The organism is Frigoribacterium sp. SL97 (assembly GCF_026625765.1).
Taxonomy (GTDB): domain Bacteria; phylum Actinomycetota; class Actinomycetes; order Actinomycetales; family Microbacteriaceae; genus Frigoribacterium.
On record NZ_CP113062.1, the window covers coordinates 3053950 to 3077212 of the forward strand.

A 23263-nucleotide genomic window follows, 5' to 3' on the forward strand; every position below is an offset into this window, starting at 1 on the left:
CCGCCCCGTCGCGACGCCCGGCGCCGGCACCGGCATCGGCGGAGCGGCAGCACCATCGGCGGGCAGGAGGCGCGGTCACCGTCCGCGGGGCACCGCGCGGCCGCTCAGGGCGAGCGCGAGCGCCGCGACGCCCGTGCCGACGGCGAAGCAGGCGACGAAGGCGAGGGGGCTGGACGCGCCGCCGAGCACCCCGAACGCGGCGCCGGTCAAGGCCAGCGCGACGGCCGAACCGGTGGAGTCGGCGATGGTCAACGCCGAACTGTTGAACCCGCGCTCGGACTCGGTCGACAGCGCGAGGACGAGCACCGAGAAGCGGGGGTACATGAACCCCATGCCGAATCCGGCGACGGCCCAGGTCGCGATGAGGAAGGCCGGGGGCAGGTGGAACAGGGGGGTCAGCGCGGCGACCACGACGCCGAGGAGCACGAGGACGATGCCGATGCGGATGCCGTCGCGCTGGGCCACCCGGTCGCCGAGCCTGCCCTGCACCCAGCTCGCGAACGCCCAGCCGAGCGCTCCCAGGGTCAGCGTCACGCCGGAGGCCGAGGCGCTGAAGTCGTATTCGGCCGAGAGCATGTACGGGATGTAGACCTCGCTGCCGAGGAACGCCGCCCCCACGAGACCGCGCAGCAGCACCAGGGTGGGCAGCCCCGGGGCGGCGCGCAGCGTGCCCGGCGGCAACAGGGGCCGGAGCGCCACGGCGAGCACGACCACCGCCACCACGATGACGACGACGGTCAACCAGGTCGGGAACTCGGAGACCAGGTTGAGGGCCAGCACGCCGAGGGCCGCGCCGACCGACCAGAGGATGCGACCGATGCTCCAGGGCACGCGCCGCGCGCCCTCGGCCACCTCGGGCGGAGGGACGCGACGCAGGCTCGGCAGGACGGCGAAGAACGCGGGCACGGCGAGGCCGAGCGCACCGAGGAAGACCCAGTGCCAGCCGACCGTCTCGGCCACGACGCCCGCGACGAGTGGCCCGACGAGACCCGGGACGACCCAGGCCGCGGCGAACCCCGCGAAGATCGACGGGTGCAGGCCCGGCGGGTACAGCCGGGCGACCATGACGTAGAGCCCGACGATGACCGCGCCGGAGCCGACGCCCTGCACCAGACGGCCGAGCAGCAGCACGACCATGTCGGGCGCGGTGCCGACGACGAGCAGCCCGACGGCGAACAGCAGCATCGAGGCGATGACCACGACGCGCGGCCCGCTGCGGTCGGCCCAGTTGCCCGCCACCACCATGCCGACCAGGCCGGACGCGAGGGGCGCCGCGAAGCTGAGCGAGTAGAGCGCTTCGCCGTCGAGCTCACGGCTGATGATCGGCATGATCGTCGTGACCGCGAGCGACTCGAACGCCGCGATGCCGATCAGGGCGCACATGCCGAGGGTGGCCAGCCGGTACCGACCGCTGAGCACGCCCTCGGGGCGGGTGCTCACGGCGGCGGCGTCGGTCATGTCGTCAGCCTAGGCCGAGCCACCGACGGCACCCCCTCCCCTAGGATCGCCCTCAGGCGGCGAGGGGCGTCGCCTGCGTCTGGGGGTCTGTCTCGTGTCCACTTCTTCTCACCGTGCCGGGTCCGTCCGCGGTCTCGCCCTGACGGTCGCCCTCGGCGTCGTCCTCGGGCTCGGGACGACCACGGTCGCCGTCGCGGCTCCCGTCACCGCCGGTTCGACCTCGTCCCCGACGCTCGCCCAGCAGGACGCGGGTTCCGACCACGAGATGGGGGCATCGGGCGGCACCCGGGACGGGGCCGACGAACGCCTCTCGCGCGCCGCGGCCGTCTCGCCTCCTCGTGGCGTGCCCGGCTTCGACGTCAGCTCGTACCAGCCGTCCCCCGACTTCGCCGCCGCGCGTTCGGCGGGTGCCCGCTTCACGTTCGTCAAGGCCTCCGAGGGCGTGCCCGGCACCTACACGAACGGCAACCCCACCGGCAGCACCAACCGCTACCGTTCCGCCCAGTTCGCCGGCGCGCAGGCGGCGGGGCTGACGGCCGGTTTCTACCACTACGCGTTGCCCTTCTACTCGTCCGGGGCACCGCAGGCGCAGTTCTTCCTCGACAACGCCACGGCCTGGAGACCCGGCATGCTGCCCCCGGTGCTCGACGTCGAGGTGTCGACCAACCCCACCAAGCAGGGTGGACGCTGCTGGGGGCTGTCGCAGTCCGAGATGGTCACCTGGATCCAGTCGTGGATCGGCACCGTCGTCGCCCAGCAGGGCGTCCAACCGCTGATCTACACCAACCAGGACTTCTGGAGCTCGTGCACGGGCAACAGCTCGGCGTTCCCGAAGGACCGCCTCTTCGTCGCGTACTACCCGACGGCGACCACGAACACCCCGGTCGCCCCGCCGACCTCGTCCTTCGCGACCTGGACGTTCTGGCAGTGGTCCCAGACCGAGGACTCGCCCTACCCCGGTGACCAGGACGTGTTCAACGGCACCGAGGCCGACCTCGCGGCCCTCACCCGACCGACCACCCCGGCCGTGGGCCGTCTCTCGGGAGCCGACGCCTTCGCCACCGCGGCGACCATCGCCGCCAGCGCCTTCACCCCACCGGTCGTCGTGAACGGGAACGCCCCGACCAAGGCCTCGATCCCCCTGGTCTACGTCGCGTCGCGCAGCACCTACCCCGACGCCCTCGCCGGGGGCGCGGCCGCCGGCTACCGGGGCGCTCCGGTCCTCCTGACCTACCCCGACACCCTGCCCGACGCGACCCGCGCCCAACTCGCCGAGCTCCGCCCGCAACGCGTCGTCGTCCTGGGCGGCGTGGCCGCGGTCTCCGACACGGTGCGTCAGCAGCTCTCCCAGATCGCGACGACCGGCGCCCCCGGCGTCACCCGCGTCTCGGGTGCGGACCGATTCGACACGTCTGCGACGACCTCGAGCACGACCTTCCCGAAGGATCGGGGCGGGACGGCCTACGTCGCGACCGGCCTGGACTTCCCCGACGCCCTCTCGGGCGCAGCCCTGGCCGGCGGCCCCGACAAGGGCCCGATGCTGCTCACGCGGCCCGACGCCCTGCCGCAGACGGTCTCGACCGAGCTCACCCGGCTGGCCCCTGCCCGCATCGTCGTGCTCGGCGGGGTCAACGCGGTGGGAGAACCGGTCATCGCCCAGCTCCGGGCCGTCGCGCCCACGTCGCGGCTCTCGGGTGCCGACCGTTTCGACACCTCGGCCGTCATCGCCGCCGCCGGCTACCCCGCCGGTTCCGACGTGGCGTTCGTCTCGACGGGTGTGAACTTCCCCGACGCGCTCGCCGGAGCACCGACCGCGGGCCGGCTGGGCGGTCCCGTCCTGCTCACGCGACCCGACGCGCTGCCCGTCAGCGTGCGCACCGCCCTGACGAAGCTCGGCACCGACGGCCTGGTCGTGCTGGGTGGCCCCAACGCCGTCAGCCCGGCGGTCGAGGCCGGGCTCTGACCGGGGCCCGTCCCTGATGGACGCGCTCGACGTGGCCACGTGACGGAGGCGCGGTGCGGGACCACCCGCACCGCGCCTCCGTCGTCTCTCGCGAGGTCGCCTACGCGTCGAGGCGGGCGAGCGCCTGCGTGACGTCGCCGAGCAGGTCGTCGACGTCCTCGATGCCGACCGACAGCCGCACGATCGAGTCGGGCACCTCGAGCTCGGTGCCGCGCACCGAGGCGTGGGTCATCTCGCTCGGGTAGCCGATGAGCGACTCGACGCCGCCGAGCGACTCGGCCAGCTGGAACAGCTCGGTCGACTCGGCGAACCGTCGGGCCGCGGCGGCACCCGCGCTCAGCTGCACCGAGAGCATGCCGCCGAACGCCCGCATCTGCCGGGCGGCGAGTTCGTGGCCCGGGTGGGACTCGAGCCCCGGGTAGTAGACGCGCTCGACCGCCGCGTGCCCCTCGAGGGCCCGGGCGATGGCGAGGGCGTTCGACGAGTGGCGGTCGACGCGCACGCCGAGCGTCTTGATGCCGCGCACCGTGAGCCACGCCTCCATCGGCGCCGACACGGCACCGACGCCGAACTGGACGAAGCCGACCTTCGCGGCGAGCTCGTCGTCGCGCACGACCACGGCCCCGCCCACGACGTCCGAGTGACCGCCGATGTACTTCGTCGTCGAGTGGACGACCGCGTCGGCCCCCAGCGCGAGGGGCTGCTGCAGGTACGGCGACGCGAACGTGTTGTCGACGACGACGACGGCCCCGGCCGCGTGCCCGATCTCGGCGAGCGCCGCGATGTCGCTGATCTTCATCAGCGGGTTGCTCGGGGTCTCGACCCAGAGCACGGCCGTCGGAGCGGCCTGGACCGCGGCTCGCACGGCGTCGAGGTCGCTCATCTCGACGGTGTCGAGCGTGACGCCCCAGGGTACCCACACCCGGTTGACGAGGCGGTGCGTGCCGCCGTAGACGTCGTTGCCCATGACGATGCGCGTGCCGGGCGCCAGGACCGAACGCAGCAGCGCGTCCTCGGCCGACAGCCCCGAGGCGAAGCTGAACGCGGCGCTGCCGCCCTCGAGGTCGGCGAGCAGGGTCTGCAGCGAGTCGCGCGTCGGGTTCGCCGACCGCGCGTACTCGTAGCCGCCGCGGAACCCGCCGATGCCGTCCTGGACGAACGTGGACGACTGGTAGATCGGGGGGACGACGGCACCGGTGGTGGGGTCGAAGTCCTGGCCGGCGTGGATCGCCCTGGTCGAGAAGCCGTGGGTCATGGGATGTCCTTTCGAGGGGGACGGGTGGTGCAGACGGAGGGGGGACGAGGAGGCGCGGGCCGGGCCGCCGGGTGACGGTGCCGCCCCGGCCGCTCAGGAGGACAGGAAGGAGAGGACGTCCTGTCGGGTGACGACGCCGACCGGGCGGCCGTCGTCGGTGACGAGCAGGGCGTCGACGGACTCGAGCGCGGACCGGGCCGCCGAGACGGGTTCGTTCACGCCGATCAGGGGCAGGGGGTCGCCGAGGTACGCCGAGACGGCGTCGCCCATGGTCGCGCCGCCGCGGAAGATGGCCTCGAGCAACGCCTTCTCCTCGATGGCGCCGACGACCTCGCCGATGACGACCGGGGGCTCGGCCGAGAGCACGGGCATCTGCGAGACGCCGTAGGTCTTCATGATGCCGATCACGTCGTGGACGGTGTCGGACGGGTGGGCGTGGACGAGGTCGGGCAGCTGCCCGGTCTTGGAGGCGATCAGGTCGCGGACCGACCGCTCGTCGTGGCTGACGCCGAAGCCGTACGAGCGCATCCACGCGTCGTTGAAGATCTTGCCGAGGTAGCCGCGCCCGCCGTCGGGCAGCAGGGCGACGACGACGTCGTCCGGGCCGAGCTCGCGGGCCACGTCGAGGGCGGCCGCGACGGCCAGGCCGGACGAGCCGCCGACCAGCAGTCCCTCCTCGCGGGCGAGGCGCCGGGTCAGCTCGAACGAACGGGCGTCGTCCGCGGCGATGATGCGGTCGACGACCGAGGGGTCGTAGGCGGCCGGCCAGAAGTCCTCGCCGACGCCCTCGAGCAGGTAGGGACGGCCGGTGCCCCCGCTGTAGACGCTGCCCTCGGGATCGGCGCCGACGACCTGCACCGCGCCTCCGGACACCTCCTTGAGGTAGCGGCCGGTACCGCTGATGGTGCCGCCGGTGCCCACGCCCGCGACGAAGTGCGTGATGCGGCCGTCGGTGTCGCGCCAGATCTCGGGGCCCGTCGTCTCGTAGTGGCTGAGCGGCCCGTTGGGGTTGGCGTACTGGTTCGGCTTGAACGCCCCGGGGATCTCGCGCGCCAGGCGGTCGGAGACGCTGTAGTACGACTCGGGGCTGGCCGGCTCGACGGCGGTCGGCGTGACGACGATCTCGGCGCCGTAGGCCTTGAGGACGTTGCGCTTGTCCTCGCCGACCTTGTCGGGCAGGACGAAGACGCAGCGGTAGCCGCGCTGCTGGGCGACGAGGGCGAGGCCCACGCCGGTGTTGCCACTGGTCGGCTCGACGATGGTGCCCCCGGGCCCGAGCAGGCCGTCGCGCTCGGCCGCGTCGATGATGCGCGTCGCGATGCGGTCCTTCGACGAACCGCCCGGGTTGACGTACTCGACCTTGACGAGCACGGTCGCCGTGATGCCCTCGGTCACCTTGTTCAACTTGACGAGCGGCGTGTCACCGATCAGGTCGAGGACGGTCTCGGCGTACTTCACGGGTGCTCCGGTTCTCGCGGGGCCCTCGTGGGGCGCGCGCAGGTCGACGACTCGGGTGGTCGGGTCGGTCGGGGCGTCCCCGCCGGACCCGTTCGTCGAGTCTAACGACGGGGTCGCGGCGTGTGACGGAGGGTCGGCGGGCCCGACCGGCTGGCACGCGCCTCCCAGGCAGTCGTGAGAGAAAATGGGTGACGCATCCACGATCGGGTGCGTCCCGACCACCTCCCCGACCCCAGAGGACCCCCGTGGCCAGCAGCGACAAGCCGACCGACAAACCCACCGTCAAGCAGCAGCGAGACGCCCGGCGTCACGAGAAGGTGGCCGAGCTCAAGCGGCAACAGGCCCGGGCGAAGCGCAACCGCACCATCGGCATCGTCACCGCCTCGGTCGCGGGCGCGGCGGCGATCGCGCTGGTCGTCACCTTCGTCGTGACGAGCGGCCAGCCGCGGCAGGACCCCCAGGCCATCGAGATCGACGGCGTGAAGACCTACTCCGACCTCACCGCGAACCACGTCGGCGGCAGCGTCGACTACGCGATGACCCCTCCCGCGGGCGGCGACCACAACCAGATCTGGCTGAACTGCGGCGTCTACACCGAGCCCGTGCCGAACGAGAACGCCGTCCACGACCTCGAGCACGGCGCCGTCTGGTTCACCTACGACCCCGAGCAGGTCAGCGAGGGCGAGATCGAGGCGCTGCGCGACTTCGCCCCCGACACGTACGCGGTCGTCTCGCCCTACGAGGGCCTCGACTCCCCCATGTACGTCTCGGCCTGGGGTGCCCAGTTGCCCTTCGCGAACGTGACCGACGACGAGGCCACCGTGTCCGACTTCGTCACCAAGTACTGGAAGTCCACGAACGCCCCCGAGCCCGGTGCGCCGTGCAGCGGCGGCGTGGACGGCACCGGCAAGATCGCGTGACGGCACCGGGGCACGACGACGACGCGACCGCCGGGGCGGGGCCGCACCGCGCCTCCTCGGGTCGTCGGCTGAGGCTGGTGATCGCGGGGGTCCTGACCGTGGCGATCGTGCTGCTGGTCGGCGTCGCGCTCGGGCGGCTCAGCTCGCCCACCCCCGTCACGCCCGGTACGGACAGCGTGGAGGCGGGGTTCTCGCGCGACATGCAGGTGCACCACGAGCAGGCCGTGCAGATGGCGATGATGGTCCGCGACCGGACCGACGACCCCGCGGTCCGCTCGTTGGCCTACGACATGGCCCTCACGCAGTCGCAGCAGGCCGGTCAGATGTACGCCTGGCTCGAGCTGTGGCGCCTGCCACAGGCGCCCTCGGAGCCGACCATGACCTGGATGACCCGACCGACCCTCGACGGGGACTACGGCAGCCACCACATGACCGACGACGGAGGCGCGGGCGGCTCGGCCACGCCCGTCGCCACCCACGAACCCGGCGGCCGCATGCCGGGGCTGGCGACCGACGAGCAGCTCGCGTCCCTGGACTCCGCGAACGGCGTCGAGGCCGAGCGGATCTTCCTGACCCTGATGATCGCGCACCACGAGGGCGGCATCGAGATGGCCGACGCCGTCCTGGCGCGCAGCGAGGTGCCGCAGGTGCGGGCCTTCGCCTCGGGCATGCTGCAGACGCAGCAGAGCGAGGTCGACGCCATGCAGGCGATGCTCGTCGAGCGCGGCTGACGGGACGCCGCAGCGCTACGACGACACCTGCTGCCCGTAGAGCTCGGCGTACACCCCGCCCAGGGCCAGCAGCTCGTCGTGCGTCCCCCGCTCGACGACGCGACCGGCCACCACGACGAACACGACGTCGGCGTCGCGCACGGTCGAGAGCCGGTGCGCGATGGCGATCGTCGTCCGGCCACGGGTCGCCGTGTCGAGGGCCTCTTGCACCACGCGCTCGGACACCGTGTCGAGGGCGCTCGTCGCCTCGTCGAGGACCATGACGGCGGGGTCCTTCAACAGGACGCGAGCGATGGCGATGCGTTGTTTCTCACCGCCCGAGAGCCGATAACCCCGCTCGCCCACGATCGTGTCGTAACCGTCGGGGAACGACGCGATCGTCTCGTGGATGTTCGCCTGCCGGGCTGCGTCGACCAGCTGTTCGTCGGTCGCGTCGGGTCGCGCGTACCGGAGGTTGTCGCCGATGCTGGCGTGGAAGAGGTAGGTCTCCTGGCTGACGATGCCGATGTTGCCGACCAGCGATTCTTGGTCGAGGCGCCGGACGTCGGTGCCGGCGAAGCGCACCGCTCCGCCGGACGCCTCGTAGAACCGCGGGATCAGGTACGAGACGGTCGTCTTGCCCGCACCGCTCGGGCCGACGAAGGCGGCGAACTGACCCGGTGCGATGTCGAACGAGACGCCGTCGAGGGTCTTCTGCCCGGGCTCGGCGTCGGGGTACGAGAACGAGACGTCGTCGAACTCGACCCGGCCGAGCTGCGTCTCGTCGACCGGCTCGGCCGAGGGGTCGTTCGTGATCGCCGGGTGGAGGTCGAGGTACTCGAAGATGCGGGCGAACAGCGCTCCGGAGGTCTGCAGGTCGAGGGCCACCCGCAGCAGCCCCATGAGCGGGAAGGTCAAGCGGGCCTGCACCGTGGTGAAGGCCACGATCGTGCCCGCCGTCACGGGCACGTCACGGAGGATCAGCCAGGCCGCGACCAGGTAGATGAGGGCGGGGATGACCGAGAGGAAGATCTGGACGACGGCGAAGAACCACTGCCCGCTCATCTGCTGACGCACCTGCAACCCGATCTGGGTGCGGTTCTCGGCCGAGTAGCGCTCGACCTCGGCGCGCTGCTGGTTGAAGCTCTTCGCCAGCAGGATGCCGCTGACGCTCAGCGCCTCCTGCGTGATGGCGGTCATGTCGCTGAGCGACTCCTGCGTCTTGGTGGCGATGCGGGCGCGCACCTGGCCCACCCGTCGCTGGGCCACCACCAGCAGCGGCAGCAGGACGACCGTGACGACGGTCATCTGCCAGCTGAGCACGAGCATGGACACGAAGGCCGCGATGACCGTGACCGTGTTGCCGAGGACGCTCGAGATGGTGTTGCTCAGCACGTTCGCGACGCCGCCGACGTCGTTCTGCAGGCGCGACTGGATGACCCCGGTCTTGGTGCGGGTGAAGAACGCGAGCTCCATGCGCTGCAGGTGGCCGAAGAGGCGGATGCGCAACGCACCCATCACCTTGTTGCCGACCGTGGCGGTCAGGTACGTCTGCCAGACGCCGATGCCGGCGGACAGCACCCAGAGTCCCACCATGGCGCCCACGAGTTCGAGCAGCACGGGCACGTCGGGACCGCCCTGGGGGAACAACCCCCGGTCGAACGCCTGCTTGGTGAGCAGCGGTGGAGCCACGCTGACGGCGGCCCCGATCAGGACGAGCACGACGGTGACGACGAGGGCTCGCCGGTGCGGGGCGAACAGGCCGCGGATGCGACGGAACAGGTCGGGGATGCGCGGCGCGGTGGCGTTCGCCGCACGCTGGGCCTCGGCGTCGCCGCTCGAGACCCGGCCGGACCCGCCCGGTCGGCCTCCGCCCCGGGGACCGCCTGCGGGGGCGTGCATCGAACTCATGCGGTCAGCGTAGGCCCGACCCCCGTCACGAGTGGCCCACCGTCGGACGTCGACGCCGCGACACGCCGTAGAACGACCGTTCGTCCCCCAGTTGTGGGCGCAATGCCCGACAGACCATACGGCGTAATGAACACTCAGTTTAGTATGGCGGTGTCGGTGCACCTGACCAGGCTCCGGCAGCCGCGTTCTCCCTACCCGACGGGCGAGCCTCCCGAAGCGGCCGAGCTAGGACCATCGTGAACACGTCGAACCCCACGGCCGTCGAACCGCCGAGTGCCGAACTGCAGCCCGCCGACCACCGGGCCGCTCTCGATGCCATCGAGCAGGGCTGGACCCAGATCGCCCCCTTGCAGGGAGCGCGTCTGCGCGAGGCCATCCGCTCGACGCCCGAAGAGGAATGGCGCGGCCGACCCCGCATCCTGCTCGCCCTGGCGGCGAGCCACCGCTCGGTCGGCTCCCGCTCGCGCAGTGCGGCCCTGCCCTGGTTCCGCGGCGTCGCCAAGGCGCTCGACGCCGACCCCGACCTGCCGCTCGACATCCGGGCGGGCTACCACGTGCACCTCGGGGCGTCGCTGCGCACCCTCGGCAACTTCGTCGTGGCCCACGAGCACCTCGAGGTCGCCCGGACCCTCATCGAGAACGACCTCGCCGAGTCGATCAGCGTGCGCATCTCGCTCAGCGCCTCCTTCTCGTTGCAACTCGGCCTCATCCGGCTGCACTACGGCGAGATCGACCAGGCCCGCTTCGCCCTGAGCCTCGCGAACGGTCTCGGCGAGGACCACCTCAGCACCGCCGAGCGGGTCGAGTGCCTCTCGGCGCTCGCCTTCGTCGCGATGCTGATCGGCGACTTCGACCTCGCCGACCGCCACGTCGACCTCGCCCGCGAGCTCGCCGACGGCACCGACCTGCTGGGGAGCTCGTTCGGGGCCCTCACCCAGATCACGCGCGTGCACCTCGCCCTCGAACGCGGCGAGGCCGTGAGCGGCCACGAGGGCCTGCTCGCCGACGTGCGGCAGGCGTCGCGCGGCAGCGACTGGGAGGCGCTCGGCCTGTTCGCCGAAGCGCACGTGCTGCTGTCCGAGAGCCGCTACATCGAGGTGCTCGACCTGCTGGCGCGGATCACCCGCACCATCGACGGGTTCACCGGGCACAGCGCCCTCACCGACTCGGCCACGGTGTTGCGGGCCGAGACCATGCGCCTGCTCGGTCAGCCGCACGAGGCCCGTCGACTCGCGTCGTCGGTGACGTCGTCGCACCACCACATCCGCTGTCCCGGTCGCGTGCTCGCCCTCGTGCACCTCGCCGCCGGTGAACCCGAGGCCGCCCTCGAGGCGCTCGAACCGTGCCTCGCCATCGGCGACCTGCACAGCGAGCGCACGATGGGCCAGGTGCACGCCCTCCAGGCGGCCGCACACCTCGCCCTCGGCGACGCCGCGCGCATCGACATCGCCTTCGACCAGGCCCTGCTGAGCGCGGGTCACAACGGGTCGATCTGGCTCTTCGCCACCCTGCCGGAGGACGTCCTCGACCACCTCGTGCAGCGCGCCGTCGGCCGTCGTCAGCCGGCCGCCATCGTCGGGGTGCTCGACCGCCTGCGCGGGACCACGGCCGACGTCGTGCCGCAGCTCGCCGAGCCGCTGAGCGACCGCGAGCTCGTGATCGTCCGGCACCTGGCCACCGGTCAGACCCTCGGCCAGATCGGCAGCCAGCTGTTCATCTCGGTCAACACCGTCAAGAGCCACGTCCGCAGCATCTACCGCAAGCTGCAGGCGTCGTCGCGGCGCGAGGCGATGACCCGCGTCAAGCAGCTCGGCCTCGACCTCGACGACTAGGGACGAGGAGGCGCGGTGCCGGCCGTGGGGTAACCTCTCGCGGTGCCCCACGAGTCCCGCGTCACGTCCCGTCCGTCCCTCCTCGCCCAGCTGAGGGCGCGCAAACCCCTCGAGGCCTACGTCGCCGAGAGCGCGGCATCCGCCGACGGCGGCCCCCGTCTGCGACGCACCCTGGGCGTCTGGCACCTCACGGCGATCAGCATCGGGGCGACCCTCGGCACGGGCATCCTGGTCGTGCTGGGCACCGCCGTCCCGCTGGCCGGCCCCGCCGTCTGGATCTCTTTCGTGCTCGCGGGCGTCGCGGCCCTGCTGTCGGCCCTGTCGTACGCCGAGATGGCGGGCAGCGTGCCCGTGTCGGGGTCGAGTTACTCGTACGCGTACGCGACGCTCGGCGAGGGCATCGCGTGGGTCTGCGGGTGGTGCCTCGTGCTCGAGTACGCCGTCTCGGTCGCGGCCGTCGCCGTCGGGGCGGGGCAGTACGTGAACGAGGCCCTCGACGTGTTCGGGCTCGCCCTGCCGGCCGCGATCGCCGAGCCCCCGGGCGCCGGCGGCGTCCTCAACCTGCCCGCCGCGGTCCTCGTCCTGCTCGCCACCCTCGTGCTCGTTCCCGGCGCCCGGGAGAGCGCCTGGGTCAACACCCTGCTCGTCGTCGTCAAGGTGGCGCTCCTCGTGTTCTTCGTCGCCGTCGCCTTCACGGCCTTCCGCGCCGGGAACTTCGAGCCGCTGGCACCGATGGGCGCGGCCGGCGTCTCGGCGGCGGCCTCGCGCCTGTTCTTCTCGTACATCGGCTTCGACGCGGCGTCCACGGCCGGTGAAGAGGCCCGCGACGCGAAGCGTGACCTGCCGCGCGCCATCATCGCCTCGATCGTGATCATCACGGTGCTCTACATCCTCGTGGCCGTCGCCGCGATCGGCGCGCGCCCGTGGACGACCTTCACCGACGGCGAGGCGACCCTCGTCACGATCGTCGCCGACATCACGGGGCAGCCGTGGGTCGCCTTCCTCTTCGCCGTGACCGCCGTGGCGGCGATCGCGAGCGTCGTGTTGACGGTGCTCTACGGTCAGACGCGCATCTTCGTCTCGATGGCCCGCGACGGGCTCGTGCCCCGCGTCCTCGGCCGCGTCTCGGCGCGCACGCAGACACCCGTCGCCGGCACCCTGATCGTCGGCGGAGCCGTGGCCGTCGCGGCGGCGGTGATCCCCCTGGGCGCCCTGGCCGACGCGACGAGCATCGGCACGCTCTTCGCCTTCGCCCTGGTCAACGTGTCGGTCATCTGGCTGCGGCGCAACCGACCGGAGCTCGACCGCACCTACAAGGTGCCGCTCTACCCGCTGACCCCGGTCCTCGGCTGCGCCTTCTGCGTGCTGCTCATGGTGACCCTCGGGTGGGTCACCTGGGCGGCCTTCGCCGTCTGGATGCTCGTGGGCACCGCGGTGTACCTCGGGTACGGCCGCCGACACTCGGTCCTGGCCCGCGCCTCCTGACCCGGCCGTCCGTGTGGTCGGCGCGCCCCACCGGAAACGCCGAAAGGCGCCACCCCGAGGGGTGGCGCCTTCCGTGTGGTGCTGAGCAGACGTGCCGCTCAAGCGCAGAGGGCCGCGAGGGCCCGCCGACTACTTGAGGGTGATCGTCGCGCCGGCGGCCTCGAGCTGAGCCTTGGCCTTCTCGGCGGCGTCCTTCGTGGCACCCTCGAGGACGGTGCTGGGAGCACCGTCGACGACGGCCTTGGCCTCGCCGAGACCGAGGCTCGTGAGCGCGCGGACCTCTTTGATGACCTGGATCTTCTTGTCGCCGGCAGCCTCGAGGACGACGTCGAAAGCGGTCTGCTCTTCGACCTCTTCAGCGGCGGCGGCGGGGCCGGCGGCACCGGCAGCGGCCACGGGGGCAGCAGCGGTGACCTCGAAGACCTCTTCGAACTTCTTCACGAAGTCGCTGAGCTCGATGAGCGTGAGCTCCTTGAAGGCCTCGATCAGTTCGTCCTGCGTGAGCTTCGCCATGGTGTTCTCCTTATGGGTTTTCTAAAGTGTGGGTTGGTACGACAGCTGTTTAGCTGTCGGCTTCCTGCTTGGCACGCAGCGCCTCGACCGTGCGAACGGCCTGGGACAGCGGTGCCTGGAACAGGTAGGCAGCACCGAACAGCGAAGCCTTGAAGGCGCCGGCCAGTTTGCCCAGCAGCACCTCTCGGGACTCGAGATCGGCGAGCTGCTTGACCTCGTCTGCCGTGAGCGGGTTACCGTCGAAGTAACCGTTCTTCACGATCAGAGCGGGGTGTGCCTTGGCGAAGTCACGCAGGCTCTTGGCGACGGCGACAGGGTCACCGTGCACGAAGGCGATCGCAGACGGTCCGACGAGTTCGTCGTCGAACGAGCTGATTCCGGCGTTGTTGGCCGCGATCTTGCTGAGCGTGTTCTTCACCACGGCGTACGTCGCGTCTGCACTGATGGACTTGCGGAGCTCTTTCAGCTCGGCAACAGTGAGACCGCGGTACTCGGTGAGCAGGACGGCGGTCGAGTCACGGAAGTTGTCCGTGAGCTCGGCGACCGATGCTTCCTTGTTCGCCATGGCTCTCCTAAAACGTGGGTGTGCCGGCAGCCCCCGGGAACTCGACTCGGCCGCGCCGAGACCGGCGCCGCACCAATGAAAAAAGCTCCGGCGCAAGCGCACGGAGCTGGATCTCTTCGAGAAGAGGAACGACTTCACACACCTGCGCTGGTCGCTCTCTCTCGAGAACCTTCGGCACCCGTCTGCGAGCAGACGACTACAACCGGCGGTCTTGGGCTTCGTACAGAGTAGACGCAGGAGGCGCGCTCACGCAAGTCGCGCCTCCTCGGCTTCGTGGTGGGGTGCGTCCGCGGGCGTCGCGAGCGGCAGGCGGACGGTGAAGGTCGCTCCCCCGGCCGAGCTCGCGACGTCGACGGTGCCGCCGTGGGAGTGGACGACCGCCTGGACGATCGCGAGGCCGAGACCCGTGGAGCCGGCCTTCCGCGACCGCGAGCTGTCGGCGCGGGCGAACCGCTCGAACAGCACGGGCAGCACGGCCGGGTCGATGCCCGGCCCGTCGTCGGCGACCGAGACGACGGCCTCCCCCGACGTGTCGTCGACCGTGAGCGAGACGTGCACGTGGGTGCCGTCGGGCGTGTGGGTGCGCACGTTCGTCAACAGGTTCGCGACGATCTGGTGCAGGCGCATGGCGTCGCCCGACACGGTCACCGGCTCGTCGGGCACGTACACGTCGACGTCGTGCGTGGGTCCGGCCACGTGGGCGTCGTTGACCGTGTCGAGCACGACCCTGGTCAGGTCGACGTCGCCCGTGACGAGGTCGCGGCCCTCGTCGAGGCGGGCGAGCAGCAGGAGGTCCTCGACGAGCGAGGTCATCCGCAGCGACTCCGACTCGATGCGGCCCATGGCGTAGACCACGTCGTCGGGCAGTCCGGTGTTCATGCGGCGGGTCAGCTCGGCGTAGCCGCGGACCGACGCGAGCGGGGTGCGCAGCTCGTGCGAGGCGTCGGCCACGAACTGCCGCACCTTGTTCTCGCTCTGCTGACGGGCCTCGAGGGCCCCGGCCACGTGGCCCAGCATGCGGTTGAGCGAGGCACCGACGCGGCCGACCTCGGTGCGGGTGTCGGCGTCGGCCTCGTCGACGCGTTCCGCGAGGGCCACCTCGCCACGGTCGAGCGGCAGTTCGGCGACCCGCAGCGCCGTGTCGGACATGCGCTCGAGCGGGCGGAGGGCGCTCCGCACGACCCCGTAGGCGATCGCGATCGCGACCGCGAGGCCGATGAGGGTCACCGCGAGGATCGTGACCACCATGACCGTGATGGTGCGGTCGACGCTGCTCGTCGGCAGACCGACGACGAGGTACGCCGGCGTGGTGGCGAGGGAGCCCGACGTGGTGGTCGTCTGGTAGCCGACCGCGAGCGACTCCACCCGGTACGACCCCAGCGCCGACCCGAGCGAGACGGACTCGGGCGCGGTCGAGCCGGCGACCGTCGTCACGACCGAGGTCAGGTCGTCGGTCAGGCGCGGCGTGACGACCCGGCCCGACTGCTCGACCTGGTACGCCGCCACGACCGTCCCGTTCACGACGACGGCCGTGAAGGTGCCGGGCGACTGCCGCGGGCCCGAGAGGTCGTCGCCGTCGGGCGTCAGGTAGGGCCGGCTCGTCGAGCCCTGCGCGTTCACCATGGGCACGGAGCGGCCCGTCGCCCCCTCGAGCTCGTCGTCGAGCTGACGCATGAGCGACGCCTGGAGCACGAAGACGCTGACCGAGCCGATCACGATGGTCAGCAGCACCACGAGCGCGACGATGCTGAGGATCAGGCGGTTGCGCAGCGTGAGCGGCCCGGCGAGACCGGGCGCCCGGCCCACCAGGCCCCGGAGGCGCGAGCCCACCCGGGCGGGCAGGGCATCGCTCACGACGTGGGCTTGATCACGTAACCGACGCCGCGCACGGTGTGGATCATCGGCTCTTCGCCGACGTCGATCTTCTTGCGCAGGTACGAGATGTAGATCTCGACGACGCTGGACTTGCCGCCGAAGTCGTAGCTCCAGACCCGGTCGAGGATCTGCGCCTTGCTCAGCACGCGGCGCGGGTTGCGCATCAGGAAGCGCAGCAGCTCGAACTCGGTCGCGGTCAGCTCGATCTCGCGACCGGCGCGCGTCACCTCGTAGCTCTCCTCGTCGAGCACGAGGTCGCCGACGACGATGCGCGAGTCGCCCGCCTCGCTGATGGCCGAGGCCGACCGGCGGATCAGGCCGCGCAGGCGGGCCACGACCTCTTCGAGCGAGAACGGCTTGGTGACGTAGTCGTCGCCCCCGGCGGTGAGACCCGACACGCGGTCCTCGACGCTGTCCTTCGCGGTGAGGAACAGGATCGGGGTGTCGTCACCGCTCGACCGCAGTCGACCCAGCACCTGGATGCCGTCGATGTCGGGCAGCATCCAGTCGAGCACGATCGCGTCGGGCTTGAACTCGCGCGCCGTGGCGAGGGCCGCCTGACCGTCGGAGGCCGCCTTGACGTCCCATCCCTCGTAGCGGAGGGCCATCGAGAGCAGGTCGGTGAGACTGTTCTCGTCGTCCACGACGAGGACTCGGAGGGGCGTTCCGTCGGCACGGGTGAGGCGGGGGGCCGAGGCGGTGGCGGGGGTCGTTGTGGTCACGTCTCCAAGTATCGAGCGGTTCCTATGAACCGACTGTGATCGGTCCATGAGCAGGCTGCGCATCGTCCCCGGGCGACCCGCGCGGGCCGCGAGCACCCGGGGCGCCGGGCGCGCGTCAGGCGGACGGGTAGTCGGCGCAGGCGAAACGAGCCGAGTCCGGGGCCCAGCAGGGCACGTTGATCGTGCCCTGGCCGCCGAAGAGGGCGAGCACGTCGCGCGGCGCCCGGCCCGGCACGGGCAGGCCGTCGGGACCGAGGGGCAGGGTGCGCAGCACGACGTCGCGGTTCTCGGGGTGGCCGAGCGTACCGGGCTCGAACGACACCCAGAGCAGCGTCGAGCCGTCGGGCGACACGTGCGGGAACCAGTTGACCCGTTCGTCGTCGGTCACCTGCACGACGTCTCCGCCGTCCAGGCGGCTCCGGAAGAGCTGCGCGTGGCCGGCGACCCCCTCGGAGGCGCGCTCCGAGTTCGCCCACAGCCACGCCCCGTCCGGAGAGAACTCGGCCCCGTCGTCGGGGTGCTCGTCGTCGGTCACCGGCGTGGTCGCGCCGTCGGCGAGCGAGACCAGGGCGACGTTCGTGCGCCAGCCGGCCCGCGCCTCCTCGTCGTCCGGGTCGTCGACCGGCGCCGGCAGGGCGCCGACGATCACGCTGAGCGTGGCACCGTCGGGCGAGACGCCGTGCAGGTAGTTCTTGTGGTTGCGGCCCGCGGGGTGGTCGCGCGTCACGCGGCGGGGGTGCCGCCCGGGGTCACGCCGTCCCACGGCACCTCGTACAGGTGGCCGTCCCGGGCGCTCACGATCACGGCCCCCTGGTCGGGAACGATCACGTGGTCGTTGTTGATCTCGGGCACTTCGCCCATCGGCACCGGCTCGAGCGCCGTCTCGTCGACCCCACGGGCGTCGGCGGGCACCCGCCAGAGCAGGCCGTCGCCGTTGACGACGAGCCAGCGACCGTCGGGGCTCCAGTTCGGGGCCTCGACGAGCACGCGGGTGCTCTCGAGGACGACCTGGACGTCGCCGGTCGCGGGGTCGACGACGAGCAGGCGGCTCCGTTGGCCGGGCAGCAGGGTTCGGGGCATGGGATCAGTCTGCCGTCACTGGTTCGAGAAGGCGGCGTCGAAGGAGGCGCTCGGTCGCCTCCAGAGGAGTGAGCGGATGTAGGCGAGCGCCTCGGGGGCGCCGTGCAGCCGGTCCATGCCGGCGTCCTCCCACTCGATCGAGATCGGGCCGTCGTAGCCGATCGCGTCGAGGGCGCGGAAGGCGTCCTCCCACTTCATGTCGCCGTGGCCGGTCGAGACGAAGTCCCAGCCCCGGCGGGGGTCGCCCCAGGGCAGGTGGGAGCCGAGCACGCCCGAGCGCCCGCTGACGGGCTTGATGCGGGTGTCCTTGCAGTCGACGTGGAAGATCCGGTCGGCGAAGTCGGTGATGAACGACACCGTGTCGACCCCCTGCCAGAGCATGTGCGAGGGGTCCCAGTTGAAGCCGAAGGCCGACCGGTGCTCGATGGCCTCGAGCGCCCGGACGCTCGTCCAGTGGTCGTAGGCGATCTCGCTCGGGTGCACCTCGTGGGCGAACCGGACGCCCACGGCGTCGAACACGTCGAGGATGGGGTTCCAGCGGTCGGCGAAGTCCTGGTAGCCGGCGTCGATCACGCTCGCCGGGACCGGCGGGAACATCGCCACGTAGGGCCAGATCTTCGAGCCGGTGAAGCCGACGACGGTGTCGACGCCCATCTTGCGGGCCACCCGCGCCGCCCGCTTCATGTCCTCCGCGGCCCGCTGCCGGACGCCCTCGGGCTCGCCGTCACCCCAGGTGGACGGGCGCACGATCGCCTGGTGCCGGAAGTCGATCGGGTCGTCGCAGACCGCCTGCCCGGTCAGGTGGTTCGAGATCGCCCAGACCCCCAGGCCGTGCCGCTCGAGCACGTCGAGTCGCGACCGCAGGTACGCGTCGTCCTGGTCGGCGCGCTCGAGGTCGAGGTGGTCGCCCGACGCGGCGATCTCGAGGCCGTCGTAGCCCCACCCGGCGGCGAGTGCCGCGACCTCCTCGAAGGGCAGGTCGGCCCACTGGCCGGTGAACAGGGTGACGGGGCGGGAGCTCTCGGCCATGGGTTCCTTCTCGGGGGCGACGGGGGTGCGGGCGGGCAGCGGGGGCGGTGCGGGCGGCGGCGGGGTCGGGACGGTCGGGGTCAGGGCAGGTCGACCCACCGGCGCGACGCGGCGGACCCGAGGACCGCCTCGGTCACCCGGACGGCGCGCAGGCCGTCGACGAAGGTCGGCAGCCCCTCGGGGGTCCCGCCCCGGACGGCGTCGTGGGCGTCGCGCACGAACCCGGCGAACGCGTCGACGTAGCCCATCGGGTGCCCGGCGGGGACGGTCGACAGGCGGGCGGCGTCGGGTGCGAGCACGGCCGCGTCGCGGGCGACGAGCTGCGTGCCCGACCGGCGTCCGACCCAGAGCGTCTCGGGCTCCTCCTGCGAGAACTCGAGGCTCTCGGCGGTGCCCGACAGGTCGAGCAGGAGGCGGTTCTTGCGACCCGGCGCGACCTGCGACACGAAGAGGGTGCCGATCGCCCCCCGTGCCGTCTCGAACACGACGGCCGCCTCGTCCTCGGTGTCGACCGACGAGCCCCCGCGGTGGGTGTGCACGGTGGTGGTCGTCGAGGTCAGCCGGGCCAGCCGGTCGCCCAGGACGAACTCGAGCAGGTCGACCAGGTGGCTGCCGATGTCGGCGAAGGCCCGTGACGGACCGCCCGCGGCCGAGTCGACCCGCCAGTCGACGTCGTCGCTGTCGAGCAACCAGTCCTGCAGGTAGGAACCCCGGACGCTCAGCACGCGGCCGACCTCGCCCGTGGCGACGCGGGCCCGGGCCTCGCGCACCATCGGGTGGTAGCGGTAGACGAAGGGCACGGCACCGACCAGTCGCCCGGCCCGGGCGGCCTCGACCAGGGCCTCGGCCTCGGCGCTCGAGGTCGCCAGCGGCTTCTCGCAGACCACGTGCTTGCCGGCGGCGAGCGCCGCCAGCGCGACGGGCGCGTGCGTGGCGTTCGGCGAGCAGACGTGCACGACGTCGACGCCGGGATCGGTGACGAGGTCGTCGACGCTCTCGTGGGAGGTGTCGACGCCCAGGGACGCCGCCGCGTGGGCCGCGCTGGCGGCGCTCGAGGAGGCGAGGGCGACCACGCGGGCGCCGGCCGACCGCGCGGCGCCGGCGTGCACGCGCGCCATGAAGCCGCCGCCCACGATGCCGACGCGCAAGGGTTCGACGCGACCCGCGCCTCCTCGGCTCGGCGCTGCCCGGCCGGCCGGGCCGGCGGTGGCGCCCACCGGCCCCACCGCCGTGGCCACGGCCGGCTCGGTCACTTCACGGCCCCCGACGACAGTCCGGTGATCAAGTGTTTCTGCACGAGCATGAAGCCTATGAGCACGGGCAGCGAGACGACGACCGAGGCGGCCATGAGCTGGTTCCAGTAGACGTCCTGCTGCGAGGCGTAGGCGCGGAGGCCGATGGAGAGCGTGCGCGTGTCCTTGCTCGTCAGCACCGAGGCGAAGAGCACCTCGCCCCAGGCCGTGATGAAGGCGTAGACCGCGACCGCGATGATGCCCGGCTTGGCGACCGGGATGATCACGCGGAACAGGGCACCGAGGCGACCCGTGCCGTCGATCATCGACGCCTCCTCCAGCTCTTTCGGGATCGACGCGAAGTAGCCCGTCAGCATCCAGATCGAGAACGGCAGCGAGAACGTCATGTAGGTGATGATCAGGCCGAGGTAGCTGCCGGTCAGCTGCACGCCGACCGTGCGCTGGATCTGCACGAAGATCAGGAACAGCGGCAACAGGAACAGGATGCCCGGGAACATCTGCGTCGACAGCACGACCAGGCTGAAGCTGCGCTGGCCCTTGAACCGCAGGCGGGCCAGTGAGTACGCGGCGAGCACGGCCATGGCCACCGACAGCACCGTCGCCGAGATCGTGACGATCAGGCTGTTCTTGAAGTACGACGCCAGCGGAACCGTCTGCCAGATCTGCACGTACGGCTCGAGCGTCACCCGGCTGGGGATCCAGGTGAACAAGCCCTGGACGTCGGCGAGCGGCTTGATCGACGTGGTCAGCACCACGTAGAGCGGGACGACCACCACGAGCGACAGGAAGGCCAGCCCGAAGAAGCGGAAGACCTTGAACCCACGGGTCTCAATCATCGTGTTGTCCCTTCGGCAGAACCATGCGGATGTAGAACGCCGACGCGATCAGCAGCACGACCAGGAGCATCACGCTCATGGCACCGCCGAGGCCGAAGTTCCAGTTGTTGAACGACTGCTGGTAGATCAACGGCGAGATGAGCGTCGCCTGCTCGGGCGACGCCGGGCCGAAGAGCACGTAGGGCACGTTGAACTGGTTGAAGATCCACAGGCTCATGATCAACAGCAGCACGGCGTTGGCCGGCTTGACCATGGGCAGGGTGATCTGGGTGAACTGCTTCCAGAGGCTGGCGCCGTCGAGGCTCGCGGCCTCGTAGACGTCGCCCGGGATGTTCTGCAGCGCGGCGAGCAGCATCAGGAAGGCGAAGGGCCAGAACTGCCACGCCGTCACGATGACGATGGCCCAGAACGAGTTGCCGCCGAGCAGCCAGAAGGGGCGGTCCTGCAGGATGCCGAGGTCGTCCACCAGGAAGCGGTTGATGGCCCCGTCGCGCTGGTTGAACATGAAGGCCCAGGCGATGGTGCCGACGTACGACGGCAGGGCGTAGGGCACGAGGAAGAGCGTGCGGAGGATGCCGCGGCCCTTGAACGAGCTGGTCAGGAGCACCGCGCCGAGCATGCCCATGCTCCAGGCGATGGCCACCACGATGACGGTGAACATCAGCGTGCGCCCCAGGGCCCCGTACAGCTGGCCGGCGATGGGCGAGGACGGGTCGAGCGCGGTGACGAAGTTCTGCAGGCCGACGAAGGGCGCGTTGACCCAGTTGGCGATGCTGAGCTGGTTCAGCGTGATGAACGCGATCCAGATGCCGAGCACCATCGGGACGATGTGGACGAGCAGTTCGGCCAGGGCGGCGGGCGCCACCAGGAAGTAGGCGAGCGGCGATCGGTGCTTCTTGCGCTTGGCCGGCTCGATCGGGGCCTGCTGGTGCGGGTCGGGCGGGAGGTCTTTCTCGGCGGTGGCGGGGGGCAGGACGTTGACGGTCATGAGGGTCCTCTCGGGGCCTGGGTGGCGGGGGCGGCCGGTCGATCGGACCGGCCGCCCCCGTCACGGGCGGTGGGACGGGCTACTGACCCGAGCTCATCTGGCTGTTCGCGTCCTCGAGGGCCGACTTGACGTCGGACTCGCTGACGGAACCGCCCTGGGCTGCGGTGGCGAGGAGGTTCTTGATCGCGGTGCCGACCAAGGTCTCCATCTGCCCCTCGGAGGGGTAGAGGGGCATGGGCTGGGCGTGGTCCTCGAGGATCGTCTGCTTCAGCTTGATCGTGTCCGACTGGAACGCCGGGTCGTCGTACGCGCTCGTGACCACGGGCAGCGAGCTGAACGCCTTGTTCAGGTACACCTGCTCGGAGTCGCTCGTCAGGTGCTTGACGAAGTCGATCGCCGCGTCCTTGTTGCCGCTGTTCTCGAAGACGCTCACGTTGATGCCGGCCACGTGGCTCTGGGTGCCCAGCAGACCGGTCGCGTCGGCGGACTCCATCGGCACGGGTGCCGCGGCGTAGTCGGTGAAGTCGCGGGCCGAGAGGTTCGCGTCGGGGGCCTGGTCGAAGAACATCGCGGCCTTGTCGTCCGCGAACGTCGCCGCCATGTCCGAACCGTTCACGCTCTCGGCGTCGGACGGTGAGACCACCTTGTCGACCGCCATCAGGTCGACCCACTCCTTGACGCCCTTGACGACGCCGTCGTTGCCGAAGTCGGGCTCGCCGTCCTCGTCGTACAGCGCGCCTCCGTTCTGCAGGCCCCGGACGAACGCCTGGTGGGCGTTGTTCGAGATGCTCGACCCGGCCATGGTGACGCCCCACTGGTCGATCGTGCCGTCGCCGTCGGTGTCGACCGTCAGCTTCTTGGCGTCCTCGACGAACTCGTCCCAGGTGGCGGGCGGGGTGGTGATGCCCGCGGCCTCGAACATCTTCGTGTTGTAGTACAGCGAGTACGACAGCCCGTAGAGCGGGATCGACGTGGGTGCCTGACCCTCGGCACCGCCGGTGGCGAAGCTGGACTGCACGAAGCGGTCCTGGCCACCGACCTGGTCGAGGGCGTCGCCCTCCCAGGGCACGAAGGCGCCGCTGGACTGCAGCGACACCGCCCAGGTGTTGCCGATGTTGAGGACGTCGGGCCCCTCGCCGCTCGAGACGGCGGTGAGGATGCGGTTGTAGAGGTCGGACCACGGGATGACCTCGAGGTCGACCTTGACGCCGGTCTCCTCCGTGTAGCGGTCGATGCTCTCCTGCAGGATCTCGGCGTCCTTCTCGACCGTCGGAGCCTGGTTGCTGGCCCAGTAGGTGATCGTGTCGGCGTCGCCGCTGCCGCCCGAGGCGCTGCAGGCGGTCATCGATCCGACCGAGAGGGCTCCGACCGCGAGGGCGGCGAGCCAACGGAACTTCGTTTGCATGACTT

Annotated in this window: 20 protein-coding genes; 5 read left to right on the forward strand and 15 right to left on the reverse strand. The window is 71.3% G+C overall.

Annotation, left to right across the window (positions count from 1 at the left end; translation table 11 throughout):
- Window positions 1–75: 75 nt before the first annotated feature.
- On the reverse strand, window positions 76–1458 hold the full coding sequence (locus OVA02_RS14860) for an MFS transporter (protein ID WP_056046506.1): 1383 nt from the start codon (window positions 1456–1458) through the stop codon (window positions 76–78).
- Window positions 1459–1552: 94 nt separating this feature from the next.
- On the opposite strand from OVA02_RS14860, the gene OVA02_RS14865 reads away from it, so the two are divergent.
- The gene (locus tag OVA02_RS14865) at window positions 1553–3421 is read left to right on the forward strand and encodes a cell wall-binding repeat-containing protein (protein WP_267658743.1); all 1869 of its coding nucleotides are present in this window, start codon (window positions 1553–1555) and stop codon (window positions 3419–3421) included.
- A gap of 100 nt (window positions 3422–3521) precedes the next feature.
- On the opposite strand, the gene OVA02_RS14870 is transcribed toward OVA02_RS14865, so the two are convergent.
- Window positions 3522–4676, reverse strand: a complete 1155-nt coding sequence (locus tag OVA02_RS14870) for a cystathionine gamma-synthase (RefSeq protein WP_056046507.1) — start codon at window positions 4674–4676, stop codon at window positions 3522–3524.
- A gap of 93 nt (window positions 4677–4769) precedes the next feature.
- Complete coding sequence (locus OVA02_RS14875; RefSeq protein ID WP_267658744.1) at window positions 4770–6134, reverse strand: cystathionine beta-synthase; 1365 nt, start codon at window positions 6132–6134, stop codon at window positions 4770–4772.
- Window positions 6135–6379: 245 nt separating this feature from the next.
- On the opposite strand from OVA02_RS14875, the gene OVA02_RS14880 reads away from it, so the two are divergent.
- Together OVA02_RS14880 and OVA02_RS14885 are read left to right on the forward strand one after the other, a co-directional pair.
- Window positions 6380–7054, forward strand: a complete 675-nt coding sequence (locus OVA02_RS14880) for a DUF3105 domain-containing protein (protein WP_123570507.1) — start codon at window positions 6380–6382, stop codon at window positions 7052–7054.
- Window positions 7051–7785: a DUF305 domain-containing protein gene (locus OVA02_RS14885; protein WP_082460309.1), complete on the forward strand. Its 735-nt coding sequence runs from the start codon at window positions 7051–7053 to the stop codon at window positions 7783–7785. The genes OVA02_RS14880 and OVA02_RS14885 overlap by 4 nt, the downstream gene beginning before the upstream one ends.
- A gap of 15 nt (window positions 7786–7800) precedes the next feature.
- Here the strand turns inward: OVA02_RS14885 and OVA02_RS14890 are convergent, their stop codons facing one another.
- Window positions 7801–9675, reverse strand: a complete 1875-nt coding sequence (locus tag OVA02_RS14890; RefSeq protein WP_123570508.1) for an ABC transporter ATP-binding protein — start codon at window positions 9673–9675, stop codon at window positions 7801–7803.
- Window positions 9676–9911: 236 nt separating this feature from the next.
- Here OVA02_RS14890 and OVA02_RS14895 point away from each other — a divergent pair, with 236 nt between their 5' ends.
- Together OVA02_RS14895 and OVA02_RS14900 are read left to right on the forward strand one after the other, a co-directional pair.
- Window positions 9912–11507, forward strand: a complete 1596-nt coding sequence (locus OVA02_RS14895; protein ID WP_267658745.1) for a LuxR C-terminal-related transcriptional regulator — start codon at window positions 9912–9914, stop codon at window positions 11505–11507.
- A 42-nt stretch (window positions 11508–11549) separates the two neighbouring features.
- Window positions 11550–12992: an APC family permease gene (locus tag OVA02_RS14900; RefSeq protein ID WP_267658746.1), complete on the forward strand. Its 1443-nt coding sequence runs from the start codon at window positions 11550–11552 to the stop codon at window positions 12990–12992.
- A 129-nt stretch (window positions 12993–13121) separates the two neighbouring features.
- Here OVA02_RS14900 and rplL read toward each other — a convergent pair whose 3' ends face one another.
- From rplL to OVA02_RS14955, 11 genes are all read right to left on the reverse strand, one after another.
- Window positions 13122–13505, reverse strand: a complete 384-nt coding sequence (gene rplL / locus OVA02_RS14905) for a 50S ribosomal protein L7/L12 (protein WP_056046519.1) — start codon at window positions 13503–13505, stop codon at window positions 13122–13124.
- 49 nt (window positions 13506–13554) lie between these two features.
- Window positions 13555–14070: a 50S ribosomal protein L10 gene (rplJ, locus tag OVA02_RS14910; protein WP_043592926.1), complete on the reverse strand. Its 516-nt coding sequence runs from the start codon at window positions 14068–14070 to the stop codon at window positions 13555–13557.
- 246 nt (window positions 14071–14316) lie between these two features.
- Window positions 14317–15924 carry a sensor histidine kinase gene (locus tag OVA02_RS14915; protein WP_267658747.1) on the reverse strand — a complete coding sequence of 536 codons (1608 nt, stop codon included), beginning with the start codon at window positions 15922–15924 and terminating at the stop codon, window positions 14317–14319.
- Window positions 15921–16679: a response regulator transcription factor gene (locus OVA02_RS14920; RefSeq protein ID WP_420709661.1), complete on the reverse strand. Its 759-nt coding sequence runs from the start codon at window positions 16677–16679 to the stop codon at window positions 15921–15923. The genes OVA02_RS14915 and OVA02_RS14920 overlap by 4 nt, the downstream gene beginning before the upstream one ends.
- A gap of 103 nt (window positions 16680–16782) precedes the next feature.
- Window positions 16783–17394, reverse strand: a complete 612-nt coding sequence (locus OVA02_RS14925) for a TolB family protein (protein WP_267658748.1) — start codon at window positions 17392–17394, stop codon at window positions 16783–16785.
- Complete coding sequence (locus tag OVA02_RS14930) at window positions 17391–17747, reverse strand: hypothetical protein (protein ID WP_267658749.1); 357 nt, start codon at window positions 17745–17747, stop codon at window positions 17391–17393. Before OVA02_RS14930 ends, OVA02_RS14925 begins: the two co-directional genes overlap by 4 nt.
- A gap of 15 nt (window positions 17748–17762) precedes the next feature.
- The gene (locus tag OVA02_RS14935) at window positions 17763–18776 is read right to left on the reverse strand and encodes a sugar phosphate isomerase/epimerase family protein (RefSeq protein ID WP_267658750.1); all 1014 of its coding nucleotides are present in this window, start codon (window positions 18774–18776) and stop codon (window positions 17763–17765) included.
- Between the two features lie 80 nt (window positions 18777–18856).
- Window positions 18857–20029 (reverse strand): Gfo/Idh/MocA family oxidoreductase, encoded by a 1173-nt coding sequence (locus tag OVA02_RS14940; protein ID WP_324289747.1) that lies wholly within the window; start codon window positions 20027–20029, stop codon window positions 18857–18859.
- Window positions 20026–20865 carry a carbohydrate ABC transporter permease gene (locus OVA02_RS14945; protein ID WP_043592933.1) on the reverse strand — a complete coding sequence of 280 codons (840 nt, stop codon included), beginning with the start codon at window positions 20863–20865 and terminating at the stop codon, window positions 20026–20028. The genes OVA02_RS14940 and OVA02_RS14945 overlap by 4 nt, the downstream gene beginning before the upstream one ends.
- Complete coding sequence (locus OVA02_RS14950) at window positions 20858–21853, reverse strand: carbohydrate ABC transporter permease (protein WP_082460311.1); 996 nt, start codon at window positions 21851–21853, stop codon at window positions 20858–20860. The genes OVA02_RS14945 and OVA02_RS14950 overlap by 8 nt, the downstream gene beginning before the upstream one ends.
- 79 nt (window positions 21854–21932) lie before the next feature.
- Window positions 21933–23258, reverse strand: coding sequence for an ABC transporter substrate-binding protein (locus OVA02_RS14955; RefSeq protein WP_123570513.1), 1326 nt, complete (start codon window positions 23256–23258; stop codon window positions 21933–21935).
- Window positions 23259–23263: the final 5 nt, after the last annotated feature.

Coding starts and splice junctions, on each gene's coding strand:
- OVA02_RS14860 (WP_056046506.1), bottom strand. CDS start 1,458: ATGACCGACGCCGCCGCCGTGAGCACCCGCCCCGAGGGCGTGCTCAGC.
- OVA02_RS14870 (WP_056046507.1), bottom strand. CDS start 4,676: ATGACCCACGGCTTCTCGACCAGGGCGATCCACGCCGGCCAGGACTTC.
- OVA02_RS14890 (WP_123570508.1), bottom strand. CDS start 9,675: ATGAGTTCGATGCACGCCCCCGCAGGCGGTCCCCGGGGCGGAGGCCGA.
- rplL (WP_056046519.1), bottom strand. CDS start 13,505: ATGGCGAAGCTCACGCAGGACGAACTGATCGAGGCCTTCAAGGAGCTC.
- rplJ (WP_043592926.1), bottom strand. CDS start 14,070: ATGGCGAACAAGGAAGCATCGGTCGCCGAGCTCACGGACAACTTCCGT.
- OVA02_RS14930 (WP_267658749.1), bottom strand. CDS start 17,747: ATGCCCCGAACCCTGCTGCCCGGCCAACGGAGCCGCCTGCTCGTCGTC.
- OVA02_RS14935 (WP_267658750.1), bottom strand. CDS start 18,776: ATGGCCGAGAGCTCCCGCCCCGTCACCCTGTTCACCGGCCAGTGGGCC.
- OVA02_RS14945 (WP_043592933.1), bottom strand. CDS start 20,865: ATGATTGAGACCCGTGGGTTCAAGGTCTTCCGCTTCTTCGGGCTGGCC.
- OVA02_RS14950 (WP_082460311.1), bottom strand. CDS start 21,853: ATGACCGTCAACGTCCTGCCCCCCGCCACCGCCGAGAAAGACCTCCCG.
- OVA02_RS14955 (WP_123570513.1), bottom strand. CDS start 23,258: ATGCAAACGAAGTTCCGTTGGCTCGCCGCCCTCGCGGTCGGAGCCCTC.